Origin of the sequence: Streptomyces sp. BA2, assembly GCF_009769735.1 — a bacterium.
GTDB lineage: Bacteria > Actinomycetota > Actinomycetes > Streptomycetales > Streptomycetaceae > Streptomyces.
This window is the reverse complement of the sequence record NZ_WSRO01000002.1, coordinates 2,258,484-2,275,938: the sequence shown is the minus strand read 5'-3', so window position 1 is coordinate 2,275,938 and position 17,455 is coordinate 2,258,484. Positions and strand designations below refer to the sequence as shown.

Below are 17,455 nucleotides of genomic sequence, written 5' to 3'. Positions count from 1 at the left end.
TTACGTCAGAGCGATCCGTCCTGCGGCGAACACGACACGCGCCAGCTCCTCGTGGCAGATGTCGCTGTGCGCGCCGGAGGGCGGACCGCCGCGCCGCACCACCGACGAGGCGTCCACGCTCACACACCCCTTGGCGGGGATCGCCCGGCCCAGCTTGACGCGCCTGGCACCGTCCACCGCCCGGATGCCGTCGTACCCGATGGCGCCCCAGCGCTCCCACAGGCCGAGGAAGGTCGAGGAGTCACCGGCGATCTTCGACGCCAGGGGATAGATCTTGCCCAGGGCGTCGTCGTGCCGGGAGTAGCAGGACACCAGCGGCCCGTCGATCCGCCGCTGTACGCCGTTCAGCGCGCCGCTGCGCGTGGGCGCGTGCGGCAGGCGCTTGGAGAACGCGTAGTGCGAGAAGGCCCCTTGGAGCAGGGTCGTGGACTTCACGCTGCGCACCGACGCCGGCATGCCGCGCAGTGTGTACGACACGAGCCGCGCGCCGAAGCTGTGCCCGATGAGGTGCACCCGCAGGTCCGGAGCCTCGCGGGCGAGCAGTCCGATCGCGGGGCCGAGGCCCAGCTGGCCCACGGAGCCCGCCCGGCGTTTCATGGCGTAGTAGCTGGCCTGGCGCAGGAGTTCGTGCGCCCCGTTCCACAGCCGCTTGCGCAGGCTGCCGAAGAGCTCCTGCTGGCCGGTGCCCTCCATCGCCGCGGCGAACACCTGGCAGACCTCGACCGCGTCGTCGGTCAGCATGGCGGGCTCGCCCGTCCAGGTGTCGTTGGCGAAGCGCTGGGCGGCGCTGTTCTGGTGCACGGCGACCAGATCGCGTACGAGACGACCGTACTGGTAGAGCCGCGACGGCACTTCGGAGCGCTCTGCCAGCAGCCCCCCGATCAGCCGGATCTCGGCCTCGTGGTCGGGGAACGTGCGTTCCAGAAGGAGCCGGGTCGGCTCGTCGAGCAGGGGCCCCGCGCCCGGTGCCGGGCCCGGCCCGGTGGCCGTGAGCGAGGGTTCGAAATCCGGGATCGGCTCGTCGGGGAAGCGGATGGCGGGCCAGAGCACACCCACGTATCCCAGGCGTACGCGCGGGCCCGCGAGGTCCTGGCAGGGTGCGAAGAACCGCCGGTAGAGGTCGGTCGCCATGTCTTGGTCGTTGTTCCAGCCGTGCGCGAGGACGAGGAGATCGGTGATGTGCTCGTCGGCCACCTCGGCGAGGAGGTGGTCGCGTTGCGTGGTGTCGACATCCCCGTCGGCGTCGAAGGTCAGTTCCCAGTAGGGCTCCACGCGGCCCATCGTCCTGCGGCCCCGGTGTACTGACCAGATGTCCCGCACAACACGTTGGGACAGGCGCCCACCCCCGGCGGCACCTGCCCCAACGCGGTCCTTTCGCCGTCGGTCAGCCGACGGCCTTCCGTTCCCGCGCGAAGCGGTTGACGGGCGGGAGCCAGCACAGCACGATCACCGCGAGGGCCGTGAGCAGCGAGACGAAGCTCAGGGCGAAGACCGAGTCCGGTTCGTAGTCCCCGAGGATCAGGAAGTGCGGGAACAGGGCGACGACGGCCGAGACGGTGATGAGCACCCGGGCCCAGACCGCGGCGCTCCTGCGCGCGGCGAGGGCGAACACCAGCAGGCAGAGCGCGGTGAACGCCGCGAACCCTGCCCGAGCGGCGAGCGTGCCCGCCCGGTCGCTGACCAGCTCGTCCCAGATGGGCCCGGACAGCGCCTTGATGTCCGCCGCCGTGGTCCCCGAGGGAAGTCCGACGACGTCCGGGTGGTCCTGGATGACGTCGTTGATGTTGTCCTCGGCCATGTCGTCGCCGCCGGCGAAGACGAGGACCGCGCCGATGAGTGCGGCGACCGCGGAGAGTACCGAGGTCCACACCAGAGCGGTGAGGGTGCCGGGTCGCCTGGCCGCGCGGCGTGTGGGGCCCGTGGGGTGGTGGCCCGGATGCGCGGGTGCGGCCTGGTAATGGCTCACGAGCGTAAGTCTCCTTGCAGAGATGGTGGGTTGACGCAGAGATGGCGGGTCGCCGAGATGGCGGGCCGATCGGGATTGGCTCGACCATTCCACGGGTACCGGGAACGCATCCAGCCTTTTCTGGAAGAAATCGCCAGATAATTTTCGGTGTTCTCCGGATCAGTTTCTGCGGCAGTTTCCGCGGCGGCTATGCTCCATTGCCGTAAAAGCAAAGGGAGTCGGAGAGCGAGTAGCCGAACATGGCCTTATCCGGTCCGCAGCAGTACCCCACGGAGCTGCTGGACACCACGATGGATCAATTGCGTACGCTGCTCTCGGTGCACGAGACGGGCACGGCGCTCGCCGCTGCCCGCCGGCTCGGACGTGAGCAGTCCAGCGTGCAGAAGCAACTGGACACGATGAACCGCACCTTCGGCGCACTGTGCGGAGAAGCCCTCGTCCTGAAGCGGGGACGCGGCAAGGACGTCCTGTTCACCCCCACGGGCGAGGCCCTCGTCGACCTGGCGCGGCGCACGCTCGGCCAGTGGCACGACGGCCTGCACGACGCGCGCCGGCGCCTCGGCCGCACCCTGTCCGTCGGCTCGACCCGCTACACGCTGGGGTTTCTCCTGGACGCCGTGGAGCGCGTGAGCGACGCCTACGAACGCCGAGGCGTCGACCTGAAGGTCACCCACGTGCGCACCGGCGACCTCTTCGCCAAGCTGCGGTCCAAGGAACTCGACCTGGTCTGCGGCAGTGTCGTGGTCATCGAGGGCGAGGAGGCGGAGCTCGATCCGTACGAGGTCATCGAGTGGCGCCGCAGTGGACTCTCGCTGCTCACGAACCTCCCGGGCGACCGGCTCCCCGGGCCTTCAGTGGGCGCGAGCCAACTGCCCGAGCTGCCCCTCGTGGTGTCGGCGGGCGGCCTCATCGGCCGCTTCCTGACCTCCTGGTACGGCCCCGACTACCGCCAGCAGCTGTCCATCGCCGCCGAGATAGAAGCCGCGCACTACGGCTTCGAACTCCTTCGCTCGGGCGTCGTGAGCGGGGCCATGCTCGTCACCAGGGGTATCGCGGAGGCCGCCGAGAGCGGCAGCCTCCCGGAGGCCGGGGGGCTGCGGCGGCTCGATGTCGTCGGCGATACCGGCCCGCGCACCGAGGTGCTCGTCGGGGTGTTCACGCGGCGCGGCGACCGCGATTCCTGTGATTTTGGGCACCCGTTGAACCTGCTCTGGGACGCATTGGCGAAGGACAATGAACGATGGTGGCTCAGTAGGTGAATTGGCCATTCCGGATATGGCAGGAGTATGTGGTCTAGACGTGTGAAGAATTCACTCGCCCACAACTCCTCACGCGCGCCGCATTACGTTTATCGAGTTCACGCCGGTCTCATGACAGTTCCCGCTCGCGGGTTTCCGGCAGCGCGAGAACACACACCAGGGACACGACCGCCATCGCGCTCACGTACCAGCCCACCGACGAGGAACCGAACGCCGACTGCAGCCGCGTCGCCACCAGAGGGGAGACCGCGCCGCCGAGCACACCGCCCAGGTTGTAGGCGAGCGAGGCGCCCGAATAGCGCACGTTCGTACCGAACAGCTCCGGCAGATACGCGCCCATCGGCCCGTAGACGACACCCATGCAGAACAGCGCGCCGCCGAGCGCCAGCGCCATCAGCACCGGCTGCTCTGTGTCCAGGAGGGGGAAGAGCACCAGGCCCCACACCACCGCGAGCCCGGCGCCCACGAGGACCAGCTTGCGGCGCCCCGCACCGTCGGAGCGGGTCGCGGCGAGCCACGTACCGGCCGCGAGGAAGAGACAGGCGACCAGCGAGAGGCCCAGCATGGTGTCGCGCGAGACGCCCAGGGTGCCGGTGGAGTAGGCGAGGCAGTACGTCGTCGCCGTGTAGAAGAGCCCGTACGCGACGACCATCCCGCCGGCGCCGAGCAGCAGTTCGCGCGGATAGCGCCGCAGCACGTCGAGCGTGGGGACCTTGCTGGCCTCCTGCGCGTCCATGACCTTCGCGAAGACCGGCGTCTCGCTGATGCGCAGCCGCACGAAGAGTCCGACGCCGACAAGGAGGAAGGAGAGCAGGAACGGCACGCGCCAGCCCCAGGTGCGGAACGCGTCGTCGGAGAGGACGGCGGAGAGCAGCCAGAAGACTCCGGTCGCCGCGAAGAAGCCCACGGAGGGGCCGAGTTGGGGGAAGGCGGCGTACAGGCCGCGCTTCTTCTTCGGCGCGTGCTCCACCGCGAGGAGCGCGGCCCCGCCCCACTCGCCGCCGAGCCCGATGCCCTGGAGGAAGCGCAGCAGGATCAGCAGGACCGGCGCCCAGATGCCCAACGTGCCGTATCCGGGCAGGAGTCCGACGAGCGCCGTCGAGAGGCCCATGAGCAGCAGCGAGGCCACGAGCACCGACTTGCGGCCGACCCGGTCACCGAAGTGCCCGAAGACCACGGAGCCGATGGGTCGCGCCGCGAACGCCACCGCGTAGGTGGAGAAGGAGGCGAGGGTGGCGTTGACCGGGTCCAGGGTCGGGAAGAAGGCGTCGTTCAGGACGAGCGCGGCCGCCGTGCCGTAGATGTAGAAGTCGTAGAACTCGATGGCCGTCCCGATGAACGACGCCACCGCCACGCGGCGCATGCTCTCGGGGCTCGCGTCCGCGTCCTGGGCCTGCTGTTTCTCTGCTGCTGTCGTTTCACTCCGCACGACCGGCACTGTCGCGTTGGATGTATGGGCCAGTCAATACCTGGGACGGCTCGTCTCGGTCATTGAGACTGGCGGTGAGCTGCGGTGACGCGATCCAGATGGATGAGGATGTCGTACGAGGGCGCCAGGCGGATCTTGTGGGGGCCGTCAGGGAAGGCCGTACCGATGCTCTTGGTCATCCGGGCCTTGCCCAGCCACTTCCGGGCGGTCGCGGGAGCGGTCCTCATGTCCAGGAAGTAGTCGTCGTGACGCACCTTGTCGAGCGTGTACTCGTTCATGCCGCGCGTGGCCGCGCCCACCGATCGCGGCTTCCACGCCTCGGATTCCGCGCTCTGCGCCATGAGCGAGCCCCGGTCGAAGGTGAACCCGATGCTGACGTACCGGTCGCCGAGCCGGTCCCGCAGGAAGGCGCCCTGCATCTTCGGGTAGCTCGGGTCGTAACTCTCGTACCCCACATGGGCGTTGTGGGCCGACAGGAGTACCTTGCCGCCGGTGTGCCGCTGCCACCAGGCGGTGTTCTGCGCCATGAGGCGGTCGCGGTACAGCATGGCGTCCGTCTCGCCCTGGGGGGTGCCCAGGGGGAAGGCGTAGACCGTGGCGGTCTGCGAGAGGGACCGGGCGTGCTGCAACGCCCAGGCGAACTTCCCCCCGGGTGAGGCGGGTTGACGCTTCCTGAGCAGGTCCAGGGCCTCGCGCGCGTTTCCCGCAAGATCCCGCCGCTCCTTCAGCGGCCTGCCCATGTACGTGTCCCCGTTCGCGAGGCGCCGCATCGGCGCATACAGCTCGGTGATCGTGGGCAGCAAATCGGGCTCGTGCGCGCGGACGTAGTCCTCGACCCCGTCGAACAGCTCATCCCCGATCTCGGGGTAGTTGAGGTCGTTGCCCATGAAGCGCACCTGACGGTGCGGATGCTTGTCGTTGTACGCGCGCATCCACGTCAGGAGCTCGACGTACTCCTCGGTGTCCCAGGGCGTCTTCGCCAGCTCCTCGTGGACGAGCTCGCGCACGTCGCCCTCGCCCCCGCGCACGTACGCGTCGAAACGCAGCCCCGTCGTCCAGCTGACCTCCTGCGCGAAGGTGGTGAACCCCTTCTCCTCGACGAGGTAGCGGAAAACGCGGTCCTTCATCGTGAAGAACTCGTGCGAACCGTGTGTGGCCTCACCCAGGCCCACCACCGAAGCGTCGCCCACCATCCGGCCCATCGGCCGCAGGTCTTTCGTGGAGCCGCCCGGATCGGTCGAGCGCAGAGGCTGGGCCGCGCTTTCGATCGCCGGGACCGGGTCCGTGGTCGCGGGCGACGCGCCGGCCTGAGGGGCGACGAGCGCCCCCAGGCCGAGCGTCCCGGCCAGTGCCAGCGGAACCGTGCGGCGTACCGTCCGTGCCATGCGGGATCTCCTCAACTCGGGTGTACGGAGCTGAAGATCACGATCCCGGACCCGTCGGGGCGCCTGCCATCCGGCAGGCACCCCTCTCGCCGGTGGGGCGTTCCCTACCTACCGGTAGTGCAGGTACTGCCTCCGCACGCCGCGGAACCGCGCCAGATCCTCCTGCCAGCCGCCCACCACCTCGTCCGTGTCCGCGCCCGCGTCGATCATGGTGCGGACCCGCGTGGTGCCCGTCAGCTTGTCGATCCAGTTGTCGGAGCGCCAGGCGAAGCCGCTCCACGTCTTCTTGGCCGTCACCAGGAGGGCGATTCCGGTGCGCACCGGGTCGTACGACTCCCTGTCGTGCACGTGGAGCTGCACTCCGCCGATCGTCTTGCCCTGGAACTTGGAGAACGTCGGCGCGAAGTAGGCCTCCCTGAAGTGCACGCCACGCAGGCCCAGTTCATCGACCGACGCCGCCCACTTCCGGTCGATGCCCTCCGCCCCGAGCAGCTCGAAGGGGCGGGTCGTGCCGCGCCCCTCGGAGAGGTTCGTGCCCTCGAAGAGGCAGGTGCCGCTGTAGACCAGGGCGGTCTCGGGCGTGGGCATGTTCGGGCTCGGCGGCACCCACGGCAGCGTGGACGCGTCGTAGAAGTCCGAGCGCTTCCACCCGGTCATCCGTACGGTCTCCAGGTCGGCCGGGCGCTCCAGGAACTCGCCGTTGAACAGCAGCGCGAGCTCCGTCACGGTCATCCCGTGAGCCTGCGAGATCGGCTGCCGCCCGACGAACGTCGCGAACTCCTTGTGCAGGACAGGGCCGTACGCGCCGCGTCCCGTCACCGGATTCGGCCGGTCGAGGACGACGAACCGCTTGCCCGCGAGCTCGGCCGACTCCATGCAGTCGAAGAGCGTCCAGATGTACGTGTAGAAGCGCGCCCCCACGTCCTGGATGTCGAAGACGATCGTGTCGACCCGGGCGGCTGTAAAGATGTCGGCAAGCGCCTTGCCGCTCTTCTGGTACGTGTCGTAGACGGGAAGCCCGGTCGCCGGGTCGTCGTAGCGCCCTTCGGAACCGCCCGCCTGAGCCGTCCCCCGGAAGCCGTGCTCGGGGCCGAGCACCGCGACCAGGTTCACGCGCTCGTCGGCATGCATGACGTCGACGATGTGGCGTACGTCCCTGGTGACGCCGGTCGGGTTGGTGACGACGCCGACCCGCTCACCGTCCAGGAGGGCATAGCCGTCGGCGGCCAGGCGCTCGAAGCCGGTGCGCAGCCGCCGGCCGCCGCCCGATCCGCCCCCGCCTCCGGCCGCGGCCGCGGGGGCCGCGGAGGTGAGGGCCGTGGCGGTGGTGACGGCCAGCAGGCCCCGTCTGGACAGACTGCGGCGGGACAGGTTCATACAGAGACCTCCGTGAGCGCGGTGGCTGTCATGGCCACGCACGCTAGCGCGCGGACTCCGGCCGGGGAACGAACCTGACGGCCCGACCCCCTTCCATCCGTACATACCGACTGGTTAGTCTGCGATCACAGCGGAGCCGCAGTCGAAGGAGACTGATCGTGGAGACCCTGCAGGACAAGGGAGTTGTCGTCACCGGTGCCGGAGGCGGGATCGGGGCCGCGCTGGCCCGCCGGTTCGCCGCCGCGGGGGCGCGGGTCGTGGTCAACGACCTGGACGCCGCCAAGGCCAAGTCGGTGGCCGACGAGATCGGCGCCGTCGCCGTGGCCGGCGACGCGTCTGCGGTTGTGCCGGAGGCGAGAGAAGCGCTCAGTGGCACCGTCGACGTGTACTGCGCCAACGCGGGCCTCGGCTCCGGCGGCTCGGAGGCCGCGCCCGAGGAGGTCTGGGCCACGGCCTGGGACGTCAACGTCATGGCCCACGTCCGAGCGGCCCACGCGCTGCTGCCCGACTGGCTGGAGCGCGGCAGCGGGCGCTTCGTCTCCACCGTCTCGGCGGCGGGACTGCTCACCATGATCGGCGCCGCGCCCTACAGCGTCACCAAGCACGGCGCGTACGCCTTCGCCGAGTGGCTCTCGCTGACCTACCGCCACCGCGGCATCGACGTCCACGCGATCTGCCCCCAGGGCGTGCGCACCGACATGCTCGCCGCCACCGGCACCGCGGGCGACCTCGTGCTCACCCCGACCGCGATCGAGCCGGACGACGTCGCGGACGCGCTCTTCGCCGGGATGGAAGAGGGCCGCTTCCTGATCCTGCCGCACCCCGAGGTCGCCGAGTACTACCGCATCCGCGCCGCCGAGCCGGACAAATGGCTCACCGGCATGAACCACATCCAGCAGAAGTGGGAGGCGACGGAGCGGTGAGCGAGGCGACCCCGACCGCATCCGAATCCGAGGCCACACCCGCCGCCGCGTCCATATACGCCGCCAAGCCCTGGCTCGGCCGCCTCACCGAGGCCCAGCGCGGCCCGGTCGAACCCGCCGCTTCCGTCGTGCACGCCTTCCGCGCCGCGGTGCTGAGGGCCCCCGAGCACACGGCCCTCGCCTACTTCGACGGGCGCCTGAGCTACCGCGAGGTGGAGGCCCTCACCGACTCCGTCGCCGGGCACCTGGCCGCACGCGGGCTCGCCCGGGGCGAACGGGTCGCGATCCTCCTGCAGAACACCCCGCACTTCGTGATCGCGCTGCTCGGCGCGTGGAAGGCGGGCGCCACGGTCGTGCCGGTGAACCCCATGTACAAGTCGGCCGAGGTCGGGCACGTCCTCGCGGACGCCGACGTGACCGCGCTGATCTGCTCGGACCGCGCATGGGAGACGTATCTGCGCGAGACGGCCGCCGCCTCTCCCGTACGCATCGTGCTCACCGCGTGCCAGCTCGACCTGCAGACCCGGGGCGACACCCGCGTCCTCGACTTCGAACGCCTCCCGCAGGCCGCCGACGCCGACGATCTGGTGACGGTCGCCCGGCAGGGCCTCCCGGCCCCGGGGGACCGCCAACTCGGCCCCTCCGACGTCGCGTTGATCAGCTATACGTCGGGTACGAGCGGCACGCCCAAGGGCGCCATGAACACCCACGGCAACATCACCTACAACGCCGAGCGGCAACGCACGGGCTCCGGCATCCCCGAAGGCGCCTGCTACTTCGCGATGGCGCCGCTCTTCCACATCACGGGCATGGTCGCGCAGGTCGCCGCCTGTCTGACCAACGCGGGCACCCTCGCGCTCGCGTACCGCTTCGAAGCAGGCGTCGTCCTCGACGCCTTCGCCGAGCACAAGCCGGCGTACACCGTGGGCCCCTCCACGGCCTTCATGGCGCTCGCCGCCCACCCCTCCGTCACGCGGGAGCACTTCGACTCCTTCGCGATGATCTCCTCGGGCGGCGCCCCGCTGCCGCCCGCCCTGGTGGAGAAGTTCCGCGCGGGCTTCGGCCCCTACATCCACAACGGCTACGGCCTCACCGAGTGCACCGCGCCCTGCGCCTCCGTGCCGCCGGGCCAGGAGGCGCCGGTCGACCCGGTGTCGGGCACGCTGGCCGTCGGTGTCCCCGGCCCCGAGACGGTCGTCAGGATCGTCGACGACCACGGCGCGGACGTCCCCTTCGGGGAGCAGGGCGAGATCACCGTGCGCGGCCCGCAGGTCGTGCCCGGCTACTGGAAGCGCCCCGACGCGACAAACGAGGCGTTCCCCGACGGGGAGCTGCGCACCGGCGACATCGGCTTCATGGACGAGCAGGGCTGGCTCTACGTGGTCGACCGCAAGAAGGACATGATCAACGCGTCCGGTTTCAAAGTCTGGCCGCGCGAGGTGGAGGACGTCCTCTACAGTCACGCAGCCGTCCGTGAGGCGGCGGTCATCGGCGTCCCCGACAGCTACCGCGGCGAGACGGTCAAGGCCTTCGTCAGCCTGCGCCCGGAGGCCGACGTGGCGCCGGACGATCTCGCGGCGTACTGCAAGGAACGGCTGGCGGCGTACAAATACCCCCGCGCGGTCGAGATCCTGCCGGAGCTGCCGAAGACCACAAGTGGGAAGATCCTCCGGCGGGAACTGCGTTCCCGTACAACCAACAGCTAGCGGTATTCGAAAGGCAGGTGGCGGCAGTGGCCAGGACGACGGACGGTGACGGCACGCCCGTCCCTCAGCGGCTGCTCGCCGCCGCCACACGGCTCTTCGCCGACCGCGGCTACGACCGCACGTCGGTGCAGGAGATCGTGGAGTCGGCAGGCGTCACCAAGGGCGCGCTCTACCACTACTTCGGATCCAAGGACGACCTCCTGCACGAGGTGTACGCCCGCGTCCTGCGCGTACAGCAGGAGCGCCTGGACGCCTTCGCGGACGCCGACGCCCCCGTCGAGCAGCGGGTGCGGGACGTGGCGGCGGACGTGGTCGTCACGACGATCGACAATCTCGACGACGCCTCGATCTTCTTCCGCTCCATGCACCACCTGAGCCCGGAGAAGAACAAGCAGGTTCGGTCCGAGCGCCGCCGGTACCACGAGCGGTTCCGCGCGCTGATCGAGGAGGGCCAGGAGGCCGGCGTCTTCTCCAAGGCGACGCCCGCGGACCTGGTGGTGGACTACCACTTCGGCTCGGTCCACCACCTGTCCACCTGGTACCGCCCGAACGGCCCGCTCACCCCGCAGCAGGTCGCCGACCACTTGGCGGACCTGCTGCTGAGGGCGCTGCGGCCGTAATCTCCCGTAGCTACAGGTACTTCTTCAGCTCCCGCCGGGCCAGCGACCGCTGGTGCACCTCATCGGGCCCGTCAGCCAAGCGCAGCGTCCTCGCCGCCGCCCACAGTTCGGCGAGCGGGAAGTCCTGACTCACTCCACCCGCGCCGTGCAGCTGCACGGCCTGGTCGAGGATGTCGACGACCGTCCGCGGGGTGGCGATCTTGATGGACTGGATCTCCGTGTGCGCGCCCTTGTTGCCCACGGTGTCCATCAGCCACGCCGTCTTCAGGACGAGCAGCCGCAGCTGCTCCACCGCGACCCGGGCGTCCGCGATCCACTCCTGGACGACGCCCTGCTGTGCGAGCGGCTTGCCGAAGGCGGTACGCGCCACCGCCCGCTGACACATCAGCTCGATCGCACGCTCGGCCATGCCGATGAGGCGCATGCAGTGGTGGATGCGGCCGGGACCCAGGCGCGCCTGGGCGATGGCGAAGCCGCCGCCCTCCTCGCCGACCAGGTTGCTCACGGGGACCCGGGCCCGGTCGAAGACGACCTCGGCGTGCCCTCCGTGGGAGTGGTCCTCGTAGCCGTAGACCTGCATCGCGCGCCGTACTTCGACACCGGGGGTGTCGCGCGGCACGAGCACCATGGACTGCTGGCGGCGCGGGTCGGAGCCCTCGGGGTCCGTCTTGCCCATCAGGATGAAGATCTGGCAGTCCGGGTTCATCGCCCCGGAGATGTACCACTTGCGTCCGGTGATCACGTACTCGTCGCCGTCGCGCTCGATGAGCGTGGTGATGTTCGTGGCGTCGGACGAGGCCACCTCGGGCTCGGTCATCGCGAACGCCGAGCGGATCTCACCGGCGAGCAGGGGCTCCAGCCAGCGCTTCTTCTGCTCGTCGTTGCCGAATTGGGCGAGGACCTCCATGTTGCCGGTGTCCGGGGCCGCGCAGTTCAGCGCGGTGGGCGCCAAGTGCGGGGAGCGGCCGGTGATTTCGGCGAGCGGGGCGTACTGGAGGTTGGTGAGCCCGGCGCCGTGCTCGGCGTCCGGCAAGAAGAGATTCCACAGGCCCTGCTTGCGGGCCTCGGCCTTCAGTTCACCCACGATCGCCGGGGTGTCCCAGGGCGACGCGAGCCGGGCGCGCTGCTCCTCGGCGACCTCCTCCGCCGGGTAGACGTGCTCGTCCATGAAGGTGAGGAGCCGGTCGCGCAGCTCCTCGGTGCGGGCGTCGAATGCGAAGTCCATGGCTGTCTCAGCCTTCCTGTCGTCCTTGGAGGGTGGTGAGGCCGTGCTCGATGAAGACGGGGACCAGTTCCCCGATGCGGTCGAAGCCCGCGCCGACCGTCTGGCCGAGCGTGTACCGGTAGTGGATGCCCTCCAGGATCACGGCGAGCTTGAACCACGCGAACGCCGTGTACCAGGCGACCGCGGAGACATCGCGCCCCGAGCGCGCGGCGTACCGCTCGATCAGCTCGGCGGCCTCCGGGTGCCCTGGCGCGCCCGCGGTGGTGCTGATGGGGGAGTCGGGCAGTTCGAGCCGGGTGCTGTACATGACGAGCAGCCCCAGGTCGGTGAGCGGATCGCCGAGGGTGGACATCTCCCAGTCGAGGATCGCCTTGATCCGGTCGTCATCGCCGATCAGGACGTTGTCGAGCCGGTAGTCGCCGTGCACGACGGTGGGCGCGGGGGAGACGGGCAGCTGTCGTCCCAGGGCGGCGTGCAGCTCGTCGATCCCCGCCAGGTCGCGGTTGCGTGAGGCGTCGAGCTGCTTGCCCCAGCGGCGCAGCTGCCGGTCGAGGAAGCCGTCGGGCCGCCCGAAGTCACCGAGGCCGACCGCTTCCGGGTCCACGGAGTGCAGGTCGACGAGGGTGTCGACGAGGCCGATGACCGCCGCACGGGTGCGCTCGGCGCCCAGCGGTGCCAGCTCCTCGGCGGTGCGGTAGGGCGTGCCGTCCACGAAGTCCATGACGTAGAAGGGCGCGCCGATCACGGAGTCGTCCTCGCAGAGCAGCAAGGGCTCGGGCACGGGCACGTCGGTCCCGTGCAGCGCGCTGATCACCCGGTGCTCGCGCTTCATGTCGTGCGCGGTGGCGAGCACGTGCCCGAGGGGTGGACGGCGTACGACCCAGCGTGTGGTGCCGTCCGTCACGGCGTACGTGAGGTTCGACCGGCCGCCCTCGATCAGCCGGGCGGTGAGCGGTCCGCCCACGAGGCCCGGCCGCTCGCGGTCCAGATGGCCGCGCAACTGGTCGAGATCGAGGCCGGGTGGATGGTCTGAGCTCATCTTCGCTCCTGGTCGGACGGTCGTCGTCGAATGCCGCGCGGCGTCGCGCTGACGTTCATGATGCCGACCAGTCGGTATGTCGTCCAGAGCGCAGTGGGAACGTGATCAGAATCGCTATGGCGCGAAGATGCCCGCACAAGCCGATCCCCCGCCACAGACTGCCAGTTGGCGCCCGTGCGGGGGAAGTCGGCCGAGGCGGTGCCTCGCGGTGTGGTTCCGGTGCCTCAGTGGTCGTCCCAGTGGCCGTCGTGCTCCGCGTGCCGGTGACCGTCGTGGACGTAGTCGACGTGGTCGCCGTGCAGCACCGAACTGTGCCCGCAGCCCTCGCCGTGCCGGTGGTCGTGACCCTCGTGGACGACATGGCTGCCGGGCTCGCACTCGTCGTAGTGCTCGGAGTGCAGGCGGTGCATGTGCCCGTCGTGCGCGTAGTCGACGTGGTCGCCGTGCGGTACCTCCGTGTGGCCGCAGGCCGGGCCGTGGATGTGGTCGTGCACCGGGTGTTCGTGGTGGAGCGTGGTCATGGCGTGTGCACCTTCTGTGGGAGGGAGTGACCCTCTCAGGCTAGTACTCGATGCCCCTTTGGTGGGGATATGGAAGCCTTCTTGATGTTTCCACCACTGCGCCACCCTTGCATCCCCACCGCCCCACACCTGACCCCTGGACCACCACCGCACCTTTGCCCCACAGGGGCGCTCCCACGAAGGCACTCCCATGAAGCCGACCCCATGAAGGCGATCAGCTACCGCCGGTACGGCGGTCCCGAAGTCCTCGAGTACGGAGATGTGCGCGACCCCAAGGTCGGCCCCGACTCCGTCCTGGTGAAAGTCCGCGCCGCGTCGGTGAACCCCGTCGACTGGAAGTGCATGGGCGGGCACCTCGACGCCATCCTCGACCCCGTCTATCCGGTGATCCCGGGCTGGGACGTCGCTGGCGTCGTGGTGCAGCCGGGCGCCTCCGTCCCGGAGTACGTGGTGGGGGACGAGGTCATCGGCTACGTACGCGAGGACTTCCTCTCGCGCGGCACCTTCGCCGAGTACGTCGCCGCCCCCGTGCGCACCCTGGCCCGCAAGCCGCGGAACCTCACCTTCGAGGAGGCCTCCGGCCTGCCGCTCGCCGGGCTCACCGCCTATCAGGTGATCGTCAAGACGCTCGCGGTGACGGAGGGCGACGTCGTTCTCGTGCACGCGGCGGCCGGCGGCGTCGGCTCGATCGCCGTCCAGCTGGCCCGGCACGCGGGCGCCCGCGTCATCGGCACAGCGAGCGAGCGCAACCACGACTTCCTGCGCGAACTCGGCGCGGAACCGGTCGCCCACGGAGACGGTCTGGCCGAGCGGGTACGAGCCCTCGCGCCGGAGGGGGTGGACGCCGCCTTCGACACGGTCGGCGGCGACACCCTCAAGGTGTCCGCCGAACTCCTCGCACCGGAAGGGCGTCTCGCGTCGATCGCGGACGGCGCGGTGATCGGCCTCGGCGGCCACTACTGCTTCGTACGTCCTGACGCCGACGATCTCCAGCGCCTGACGCAGCTCGTGGAGCAGGACGTCGTCACGGTCCATGTCTCGGAGACGTTCCCGCTGGAGAAGGCGGCGGACGCGTACCGCCTGAACGCGGAGGGCCGCACCCGGGGCAAGATCGTCGTCACCGTTGACTGGGCGGCCGAGGACGGGTCCTCCAGGCACTGAGGGCGGCGTTTCCCGGAGGGGCGGGGCGTTCAGAACACCATGGCCGTCGCGCACGCCGCGAGCGCCATCGTGCACAGCGCTGCCGTCGCCGCGGCCCGCGCCGGGAGCCGGACCGGCCTGCTGCTGGCCGCGAGTTCGGTCATCCTGCGGTGCGCGACGCCCAGGAAGCCGAGCCACAGGAGCAGGCAGAGGGCGCAGGCGATGACAGCCACCGCGGTGGTTCCCTCCTGAAGGGCGGCCCGCGCCGCGAGGACCGCCGCGACGGTGCAGGACAGGGTCGTACGCCGCCACGCGAGCCTCGTGCGCTCAGGCTGCAGCCCCGGATCGCGCTCGGGGACGGCCACCTCGCCCTGGCCCGTCACCCCTCCCACCCGAAGAGCACGACGACGACCATGGCGAGCGCCACGACCGCGACGGCCAGGCTCAGGACGGTCGGGAAGCGCGAGACGGGCAGATCATCGCCGCGCCGCATCGCCCGCTCGCAGCGCACCCAGTGGTTGACCGCGCGCAGCGAACTGAGCACACCCGCGGCGAGCAGGGCGAGGGCGAGCCCGATGCGCCACCCCCAGCGCAGGTCCGGCAGGAACTGGTCCACCGCGAAGCCGCCGCCGATGAGGGCGAGCGCGGTGCGCAGCCAGGCGAGGAAGGTGCGCTCGTTGGCGAGCGAGAAGCGGTAGTCCGGGGTGTCGCCCTCGTCGCGGATCCGCTCGGGCGCGAACCACAGGCGCAGGGTCTGTACGAAGTTGCTCACTCGCCGCACCCTAACGGGCACTAACGCGCACTAACCCGCACGGAACTCCCGCAGCCGTTCGTACGCGGCGAGCCCGTCCGGCACCCAGTCCCACTCGCCGAGCCGCCGCGCCAGCTCGTCCTCGGTGACGAAGGCGTGCCACGCGACCTCCTCGGCCTGCGGGCTCACGGGCAGGTCGCAGCGCACCTCATAGAGGTACGACCACCAGGTGTGCCCCGCGCCGTCGTCGTACAGGAACTTGAACAGCGGTGTGGGGCGCGGCAGTCCGTGGACCCCGAGCTCCTCCTCCGCCTCGCGCAGGGCCGCGTCGTCGTAGGACTCGCCGGCCCCGACCACGCCGCCGACGAACATGTCGTACATCGAGGGGAAGACCAGCTTGACGGGCGTGCGCCGGTGCACGAAGACGCGGCCTTCGGCGTCCCGTGCCTGGATGAACACGCAACGGTGGCGCAGGCCCCGAGCGTACGCCTCACCGCGCGGGGCCTCGCCGACGACCTCGTCGTTCTCGTCGACGATGGACAGGATCTCTTCACTGGGGTCGGGCACCGGCACGCTGTTGGTCGTCATGCCGACCATCCAATCTCAACGCACGGCGGGGGAGTTCACTGCCCCATGACGTACTTCACGGTGGGTCCCGCGGTCCAGCCGCCGTCGACGGCGAGCTCGGCGCCGGTCACGTACGACGCGGCGTCCGAGAGCAGGAAGACCATGGCGCCCGCGATCTCGTGCGGCTCGCCGACTCGCCCCATCGGGGTGTTGGGGTACTTGCCCTCGCCCTTCTCGATGCCCACCTGCGCGGTCATCGGGGTGTACGTCATGCCCGGGTGGACGGAGTTGACGCGGATGCGGGCGGTACCGAGCTCCACGGCGCCGATCTTGGTGAGGCCGCGTACGCCCCACTTGGAGGCGCCGTAGCCCGCGGTGAGCGCGAGGCCCATGAGCCCGGCCGCGGAGGAGATGTTCACGATGGATCCGCCGCCGGCCTCCTTCATGGCCGGGACGACGCTCTTCATGCCGATGAAGACGCCGGTGAGGTTGATGTCGAGGACCTTGCGGAAGTGCTCGACCGACTCCGACTCCAGGAACTGGCCCGTGGATATACCGGCGTTGTTGACCAGGCCGTGGATCCCGCCGAACTCGCTGACCGCGAGGTCCACGACGCGCTGCCAGTCCTCCTCCGACGTCACGTCGTGGTGCGCGAAGCGGGCGCGCTCGCCGAGTTCGGCGGCGGTGACCTCGCCTTCCTTGTCGAGCACGTCGGTGAGCACGACGTTCGCACCGGCGGCGACCGCCTGGCGTGCGGCCTCGGCGCCGAGACCGCGGGCGGCTCCGGTGATGACGACGGTCTTGCCGGTGAGGTCGTGCGCTTGGCTCATGGTTCTCTCCGTGGGACTGGGGCCCGCAGCAGGGCCGTGGTGGTCTCGACGAGGTCGGCGAGGAAGAGGTCCTCGTCGGTCAGGGGGGTGGCGCCGGCCAGGTACTGGCCCGCACGGTCGGCCATGGCGGCGCCGACGAGGGTGAGGGCGAGGTCGAGCCGCTCCAGGCGGACCGGCTCCGGGAGCTGCGAGGCGAGGCACTCCTCGACGCGGCTGATCAGATCCCAGTAGACGGTGCCGTCGAGGGTCGGGTGCGGGGTGCGGGTGCGTACGCCGCTCTCGTGGCTGAGCTGGGTGGAGATGCGCAGGCAGCGCCGCCCTCGCTCGGTGCGCAGTTCGGTGGCCTCGGCGGTCACGAGGGCGCGCAGCAGGCCGCGAAGGCCGTTGTCGTCGGCCCGCGCGAGCTCCGCGGTGAGCACTTTCTCCGTACGGGACTGGCGCTCGGCCATGACGGCGTCCAGGAGGCCGGCGCGGCTGCCGAAGTGGTACTGCACGGCGGAGGGGTTGCTCTGCCCCGCGAGCCGGACGATGTCGCGCAGCTGCGCGCCGTGTACGCCCTGCGCGGCGAACACTTCCTCACCCGCGCGGATCAGCTTGTCGCGGGTTTCGGGTCCGGAGGTCCTGGCCATGGGGCCATAGTAATGCTGGCCATTATTAAAAGCGAGACAGTCCCCAACCCCGCCCCTTCCCGGCTGTGACATAGCGGCTCCGCCGCGG

18 protein-coding genes are annotated in these 17,455 nt (G+C 70.2%); 5 read left to right on the top strand and 13 right to left on the bottom strand.

Going from position 1 to position 17,455, the window contains the following annotated elements; translation table 11 throughout:
• Together E5671_RS12895 and E5671_RS12890 are read right to left on the bottom strand one after the other, a co-directional pair.
• Positions 1–1,281: a serine-threonine protein kinase gene (locus tag E5671_RS12895; RefSeq protein WP_202121101.1), complete on the bottom strand. Its 1,281-nt coding sequence runs from the start codon at positions 1,279–1,281 to the stop codon at positions 1–3.
• A gap of 103 nt (positions 1,282–1,384) precedes the next feature.
• Positions 1,385–1,966, bottom strand: a complete 582-nt coding sequence (locus tag E5671_RS12890; RefSeq protein WP_237330161.1) for a hypothetical protein — start codon at positions 1,964–1,966, stop codon at positions 1,385–1,387.
• Between the two features lie 239 nt (positions 1,967–2,205).
• Here E5671_RS12890 and E5671_RS12885 point away from each other — a divergent pair, with 239 nt between their 5' ends.
• Positions 2,206–3,225: a LysR family transcriptional regulator gene (locus E5671_RS12885; protein ID WP_160504109.1), complete on the top strand. Its 1,020-nt coding sequence runs from the start codon at positions 2,206–2,208 to the stop codon at positions 3,223–3,225.
• 109 nt (positions 3,226–3,334) lie between these two features.
• On the opposite strand, the gene E5671_RS12880 is transcribed toward E5671_RS12885, so the two are convergent.
• The 3 genes from E5671_RS12880 to E5671_RS12870 all read right to left on the bottom strand — a co-directional run bounded on the left by E5671_RS12880 (position 3,335) and on the right by E5671_RS12870 (position 7,416).
• Positions 3,335–4,588 carry an MFS transporter gene (locus E5671_RS12880; protein ID WP_160510152.1) on the bottom strand — a complete coding sequence of 418 codons (1,254 nt, stop codon included), beginning with the start codon at positions 4,586–4,588 and terminating at the stop codon, positions 3,335–3,337.
• 125 nt (positions 4,589–4,713) lie between these two features.
• Positions 4,714–6,039, bottom strand: coding sequence for an erythromycin esterase family protein (locus E5671_RS12875; protein WP_160504108.1), 1,326 nt, complete (start codon positions 6,037–6,039; stop codon positions 4,714–4,716).
• A 108-nt stretch (positions 6,040–6,147) separates the two neighbouring features.
• A complete protein-coding gene (locus E5671_RS12870) occupies positions 6,148–7,416 on the bottom strand; it encodes an exo-beta-N-acetylmuramidase NamZ family protein (RefSeq protein WP_202121100.1) in 1,269 nt (422 codons plus the stop codon).
• A 155-nt stretch (positions 7,417–7,571) separates the two neighbouring features.
• On the opposite strand from E5671_RS12870, the gene E5671_RS12865 reads away from it, so the two are divergent.
• The 3 genes from E5671_RS12865 to E5671_RS12855 are packed head-to-tail and all read left to right on the top strand — an operon-like array spanning position 7,572 to position 10,665.
• Positions 7,572–8,339: an SDR family NAD(P)-dependent oxidoreductase gene (locus E5671_RS12865; protein WP_160510151.1), complete on the top strand. Its 768-nt coding sequence runs from the start codon at positions 7,572–7,574 to the stop codon at positions 8,337–8,339.
• Positions 8,285–10,045 carry an AMP-binding protein gene (locus tag E5671_RS12860; RefSeq protein WP_160504106.1) on the top strand — a complete coding sequence of 587 codons (1,761 nt, stop codon included), beginning with the start codon at positions 8,285–8,287 and terminating at the stop codon, positions 10,043–10,045. The genes E5671_RS12865 and E5671_RS12860 overlap by 55 nt, the downstream gene beginning before the upstream one ends.
• 26 nt (positions 10,046–10,071) lie before the next feature.
• Positions 10,072–10,665 carry a TetR family transcriptional regulator gene (locus E5671_RS12855; protein WP_160504105.1) on the top strand — a complete coding sequence of 198 codons (594 nt, stop codon included), beginning with the start codon at positions 10,072–10,074 and terminating at the stop codon, positions 10,663–10,665.
• A gap of 10 nt (positions 10,666–10,675) precedes the next feature.
• On the opposite strand, the gene E5671_RS12850 is transcribed toward E5671_RS12855, so the two are convergent.
• From E5671_RS12850 to E5671_RS12840, 3 genes are all read right to left on the bottom strand, one after another.
• On the bottom strand, positions 10,676–11,890 hold the full coding sequence (locus E5671_RS12850; protein ID WP_160504104.1) for an acyl-CoA dehydrogenase family protein: 1,215 nt from the start codon (positions 11,888–11,890) through the stop codon (positions 10,676–10,678).
• A gap of 7 nt (positions 11,891–11,897) precedes the next feature.
• Positions 11,898–12,929, bottom strand: coding sequence for a phosphotransferase family protein (locus E5671_RS12845; RefSeq protein WP_160504103.1), 1,032 nt, complete (start codon positions 12,927–12,929; stop codon positions 11,898–11,900).
• 224 nt (positions 12,930–13,153) lie between these two features.
• Positions 13,154–13,450 carry a hypothetical protein gene (locus tag E5671_RS12840; protein ID WP_160504102.1) on the bottom strand — a complete coding sequence of 99 codons (297 nt, stop codon included), beginning with the start codon at positions 13,448–13,450 and terminating at the stop codon, positions 13,154–13,156.
• 204 nt (positions 13,451–13,654) lie between these two features.
• Here E5671_RS12840 and E5671_RS12835 point away from each other — a divergent pair, with 204 nt between their 5' ends.
• Complete coding sequence (locus E5671_RS12835) at positions 13,655–14,611, top strand: NADP-dependent oxidoreductase (RefSeq protein ID WP_160504101.1); 957 nt, start codon at positions 13,655–13,657, stop codon at positions 14,609–14,611.
• Positions 14,612–14,640: 29 nt separating this feature from the next.
• On the opposite strand, the gene E5671_RS12830 is transcribed toward E5671_RS12835, so the two are convergent.
• The 5 genes from E5671_RS12830 to E5671_RS12810 are packed head-to-tail and all read right to left on the bottom strand — an operon-like array spanning position 14,641 to position 17,367.
• Positions 14,641–14,982, bottom strand: a complete 342-nt coding sequence (locus E5671_RS12830) for a DUF202 domain-containing protein (protein WP_160504100.1) — start codon at positions 14,980–14,982, stop codon at positions 14,641–14,643.
• The gene (locus tag E5671_RS12825; RefSeq protein WP_160504099.1) at positions 14,970–15,362 is read right to left on the bottom strand and encodes a DUF202 domain-containing protein; all 393 of its coding nucleotides are present in this window, start codon (positions 15,360–15,362) and stop codon (positions 14,970–14,972) included. The genes E5671_RS12830 and E5671_RS12825 overlap by 13 nt, the downstream gene beginning before the upstream one ends.
• Positions 15,363–15,392: 30 nt before the next feature.
• Positions 15,393–15,929, bottom strand: a complete 537-nt coding sequence (locus E5671_RS12820) for an NUDIX hydrolase (protein WP_160504098.1) — start codon at positions 15,927–15,929, stop codon at positions 15,393–15,395.
• A 35-nt stretch (positions 15,930–15,964) separates the two neighbouring features.
• Positions 15,965–16,738 carry a glucose 1-dehydrogenase gene (locus tag E5671_RS12815; protein ID WP_160504097.1) on the bottom strand — a complete coding sequence of 258 codons (774 nt, stop codon included), beginning with the start codon at positions 16,736–16,738 and terminating at the stop codon, positions 15,965–15,967.
• On the bottom strand, positions 16,735–17,367 hold the full coding sequence (locus tag E5671_RS12810; RefSeq protein WP_160504096.1) for a TetR/AcrR family transcriptional regulator: 633 nt from the start codon (positions 17,365–17,367) through the stop codon (positions 16,735–16,737). Before E5671_RS12810 ends, E5671_RS12815 begins: the two co-directional genes overlap by 4 nt.
• Positions 17,368–17,455: the final 88 nt, after the last annotated feature.

What these genes read in the sequence shown, in the direction of transcription:
- E5671_RS12860 (WP_160504106.1), top strand. Translation starts at nt 8,285, where the DNA reads ATGGCTCACCGGCATGAACCACATCCAGCAGAAGTGGGAGGCGACGGA.
- E5671_RS12815 (WP_160504097.1), bottom strand. Translation starts at nt 16,738, where the DNA reads ATGAGCCAAGCGCACGACCTCACCGGCAAGACCGTCGTCATCACCGGA.
- E5671_RS12845 (WP_160504103.1), bottom strand. Translation starts at nt 12,929, where the DNA reads ATGAGCTCAGACCATCCACCCGGCCTCGATCTCGACCAGTTGCGCGGC.
- E5671_RS12820 (WP_160504098.1), bottom strand. Translation starts at nt 15,929, where the DNA reads ATGACGACCAACAGCGTGCCGGTGCCCGACCCCAGTGAAGAGATCCTG.
- E5671_RS12835 (WP_160504101.1), top strand. Translation starts at nt 13,655, where the DNA reads ATGAAGGCGATCAGCTACCGCCGGTACGGCGGTCCCGAAGTCCTCGAG.
- E5671_RS12895 (WP_202121101.1), bottom strand. Translation starts at nt 1,281, where the DNA reads ATGGGCCGCGTGGAGCCCTACTGGGAACTGACCTTCGACGCCGACGGG.
- E5671_RS12810 (WP_160504096.1), bottom strand. Translation starts at nt 17,367, where the DNA reads ATGGCCAGGACCTCCGGACCCGAAACCCGCGACAAGCTGATCCGCGCG.
- E5671_RS12870 (WP_202121100.1), bottom strand. Translation starts at nt 7,416, where the DNA reads ATGAACCTGTCCCGCCGCAGTCTGTCCAGACGGGGCCTGCTGGCCGTC.
- E5671_RS12840 (WP_160504102.1), bottom strand. Translation starts at nt 13,450, where the DNA reads ATGACCACGCTCCACCACGAACACCCGGTGCACGACCACATCCACGGC.
- E5671_RS12875 (WP_160504108.1), bottom strand. Translation starts at nt 6,039, where the DNA reads ATGGCACGGACGGTACGCCGCACGGTTCCGCTGGCACTGGCCGGGACG.
- E5671_RS12850 (WP_160504104.1), bottom strand. Translation starts at nt 11,890, where the DNA reads ATGGACTTCGCATTCGACGCCCGCACCGAGGAGCTGCGCGACCGGCTC.
- E5671_RS12880 (WP_160510152.1), bottom strand. Translation starts at nt 4,588, where the DNA reads ATGCGCCGCGTGGCGGTGGCGTCGTTCATCGGGACGGCCATCGAGTTC.
- E5671_RS12885 (WP_160504109.1), top strand. Translation starts at nt 2,206, where the DNA reads ATGGCCTTATCCGGTCCGCAGCAGTACCCCACGGAGCTGCTGGACACC.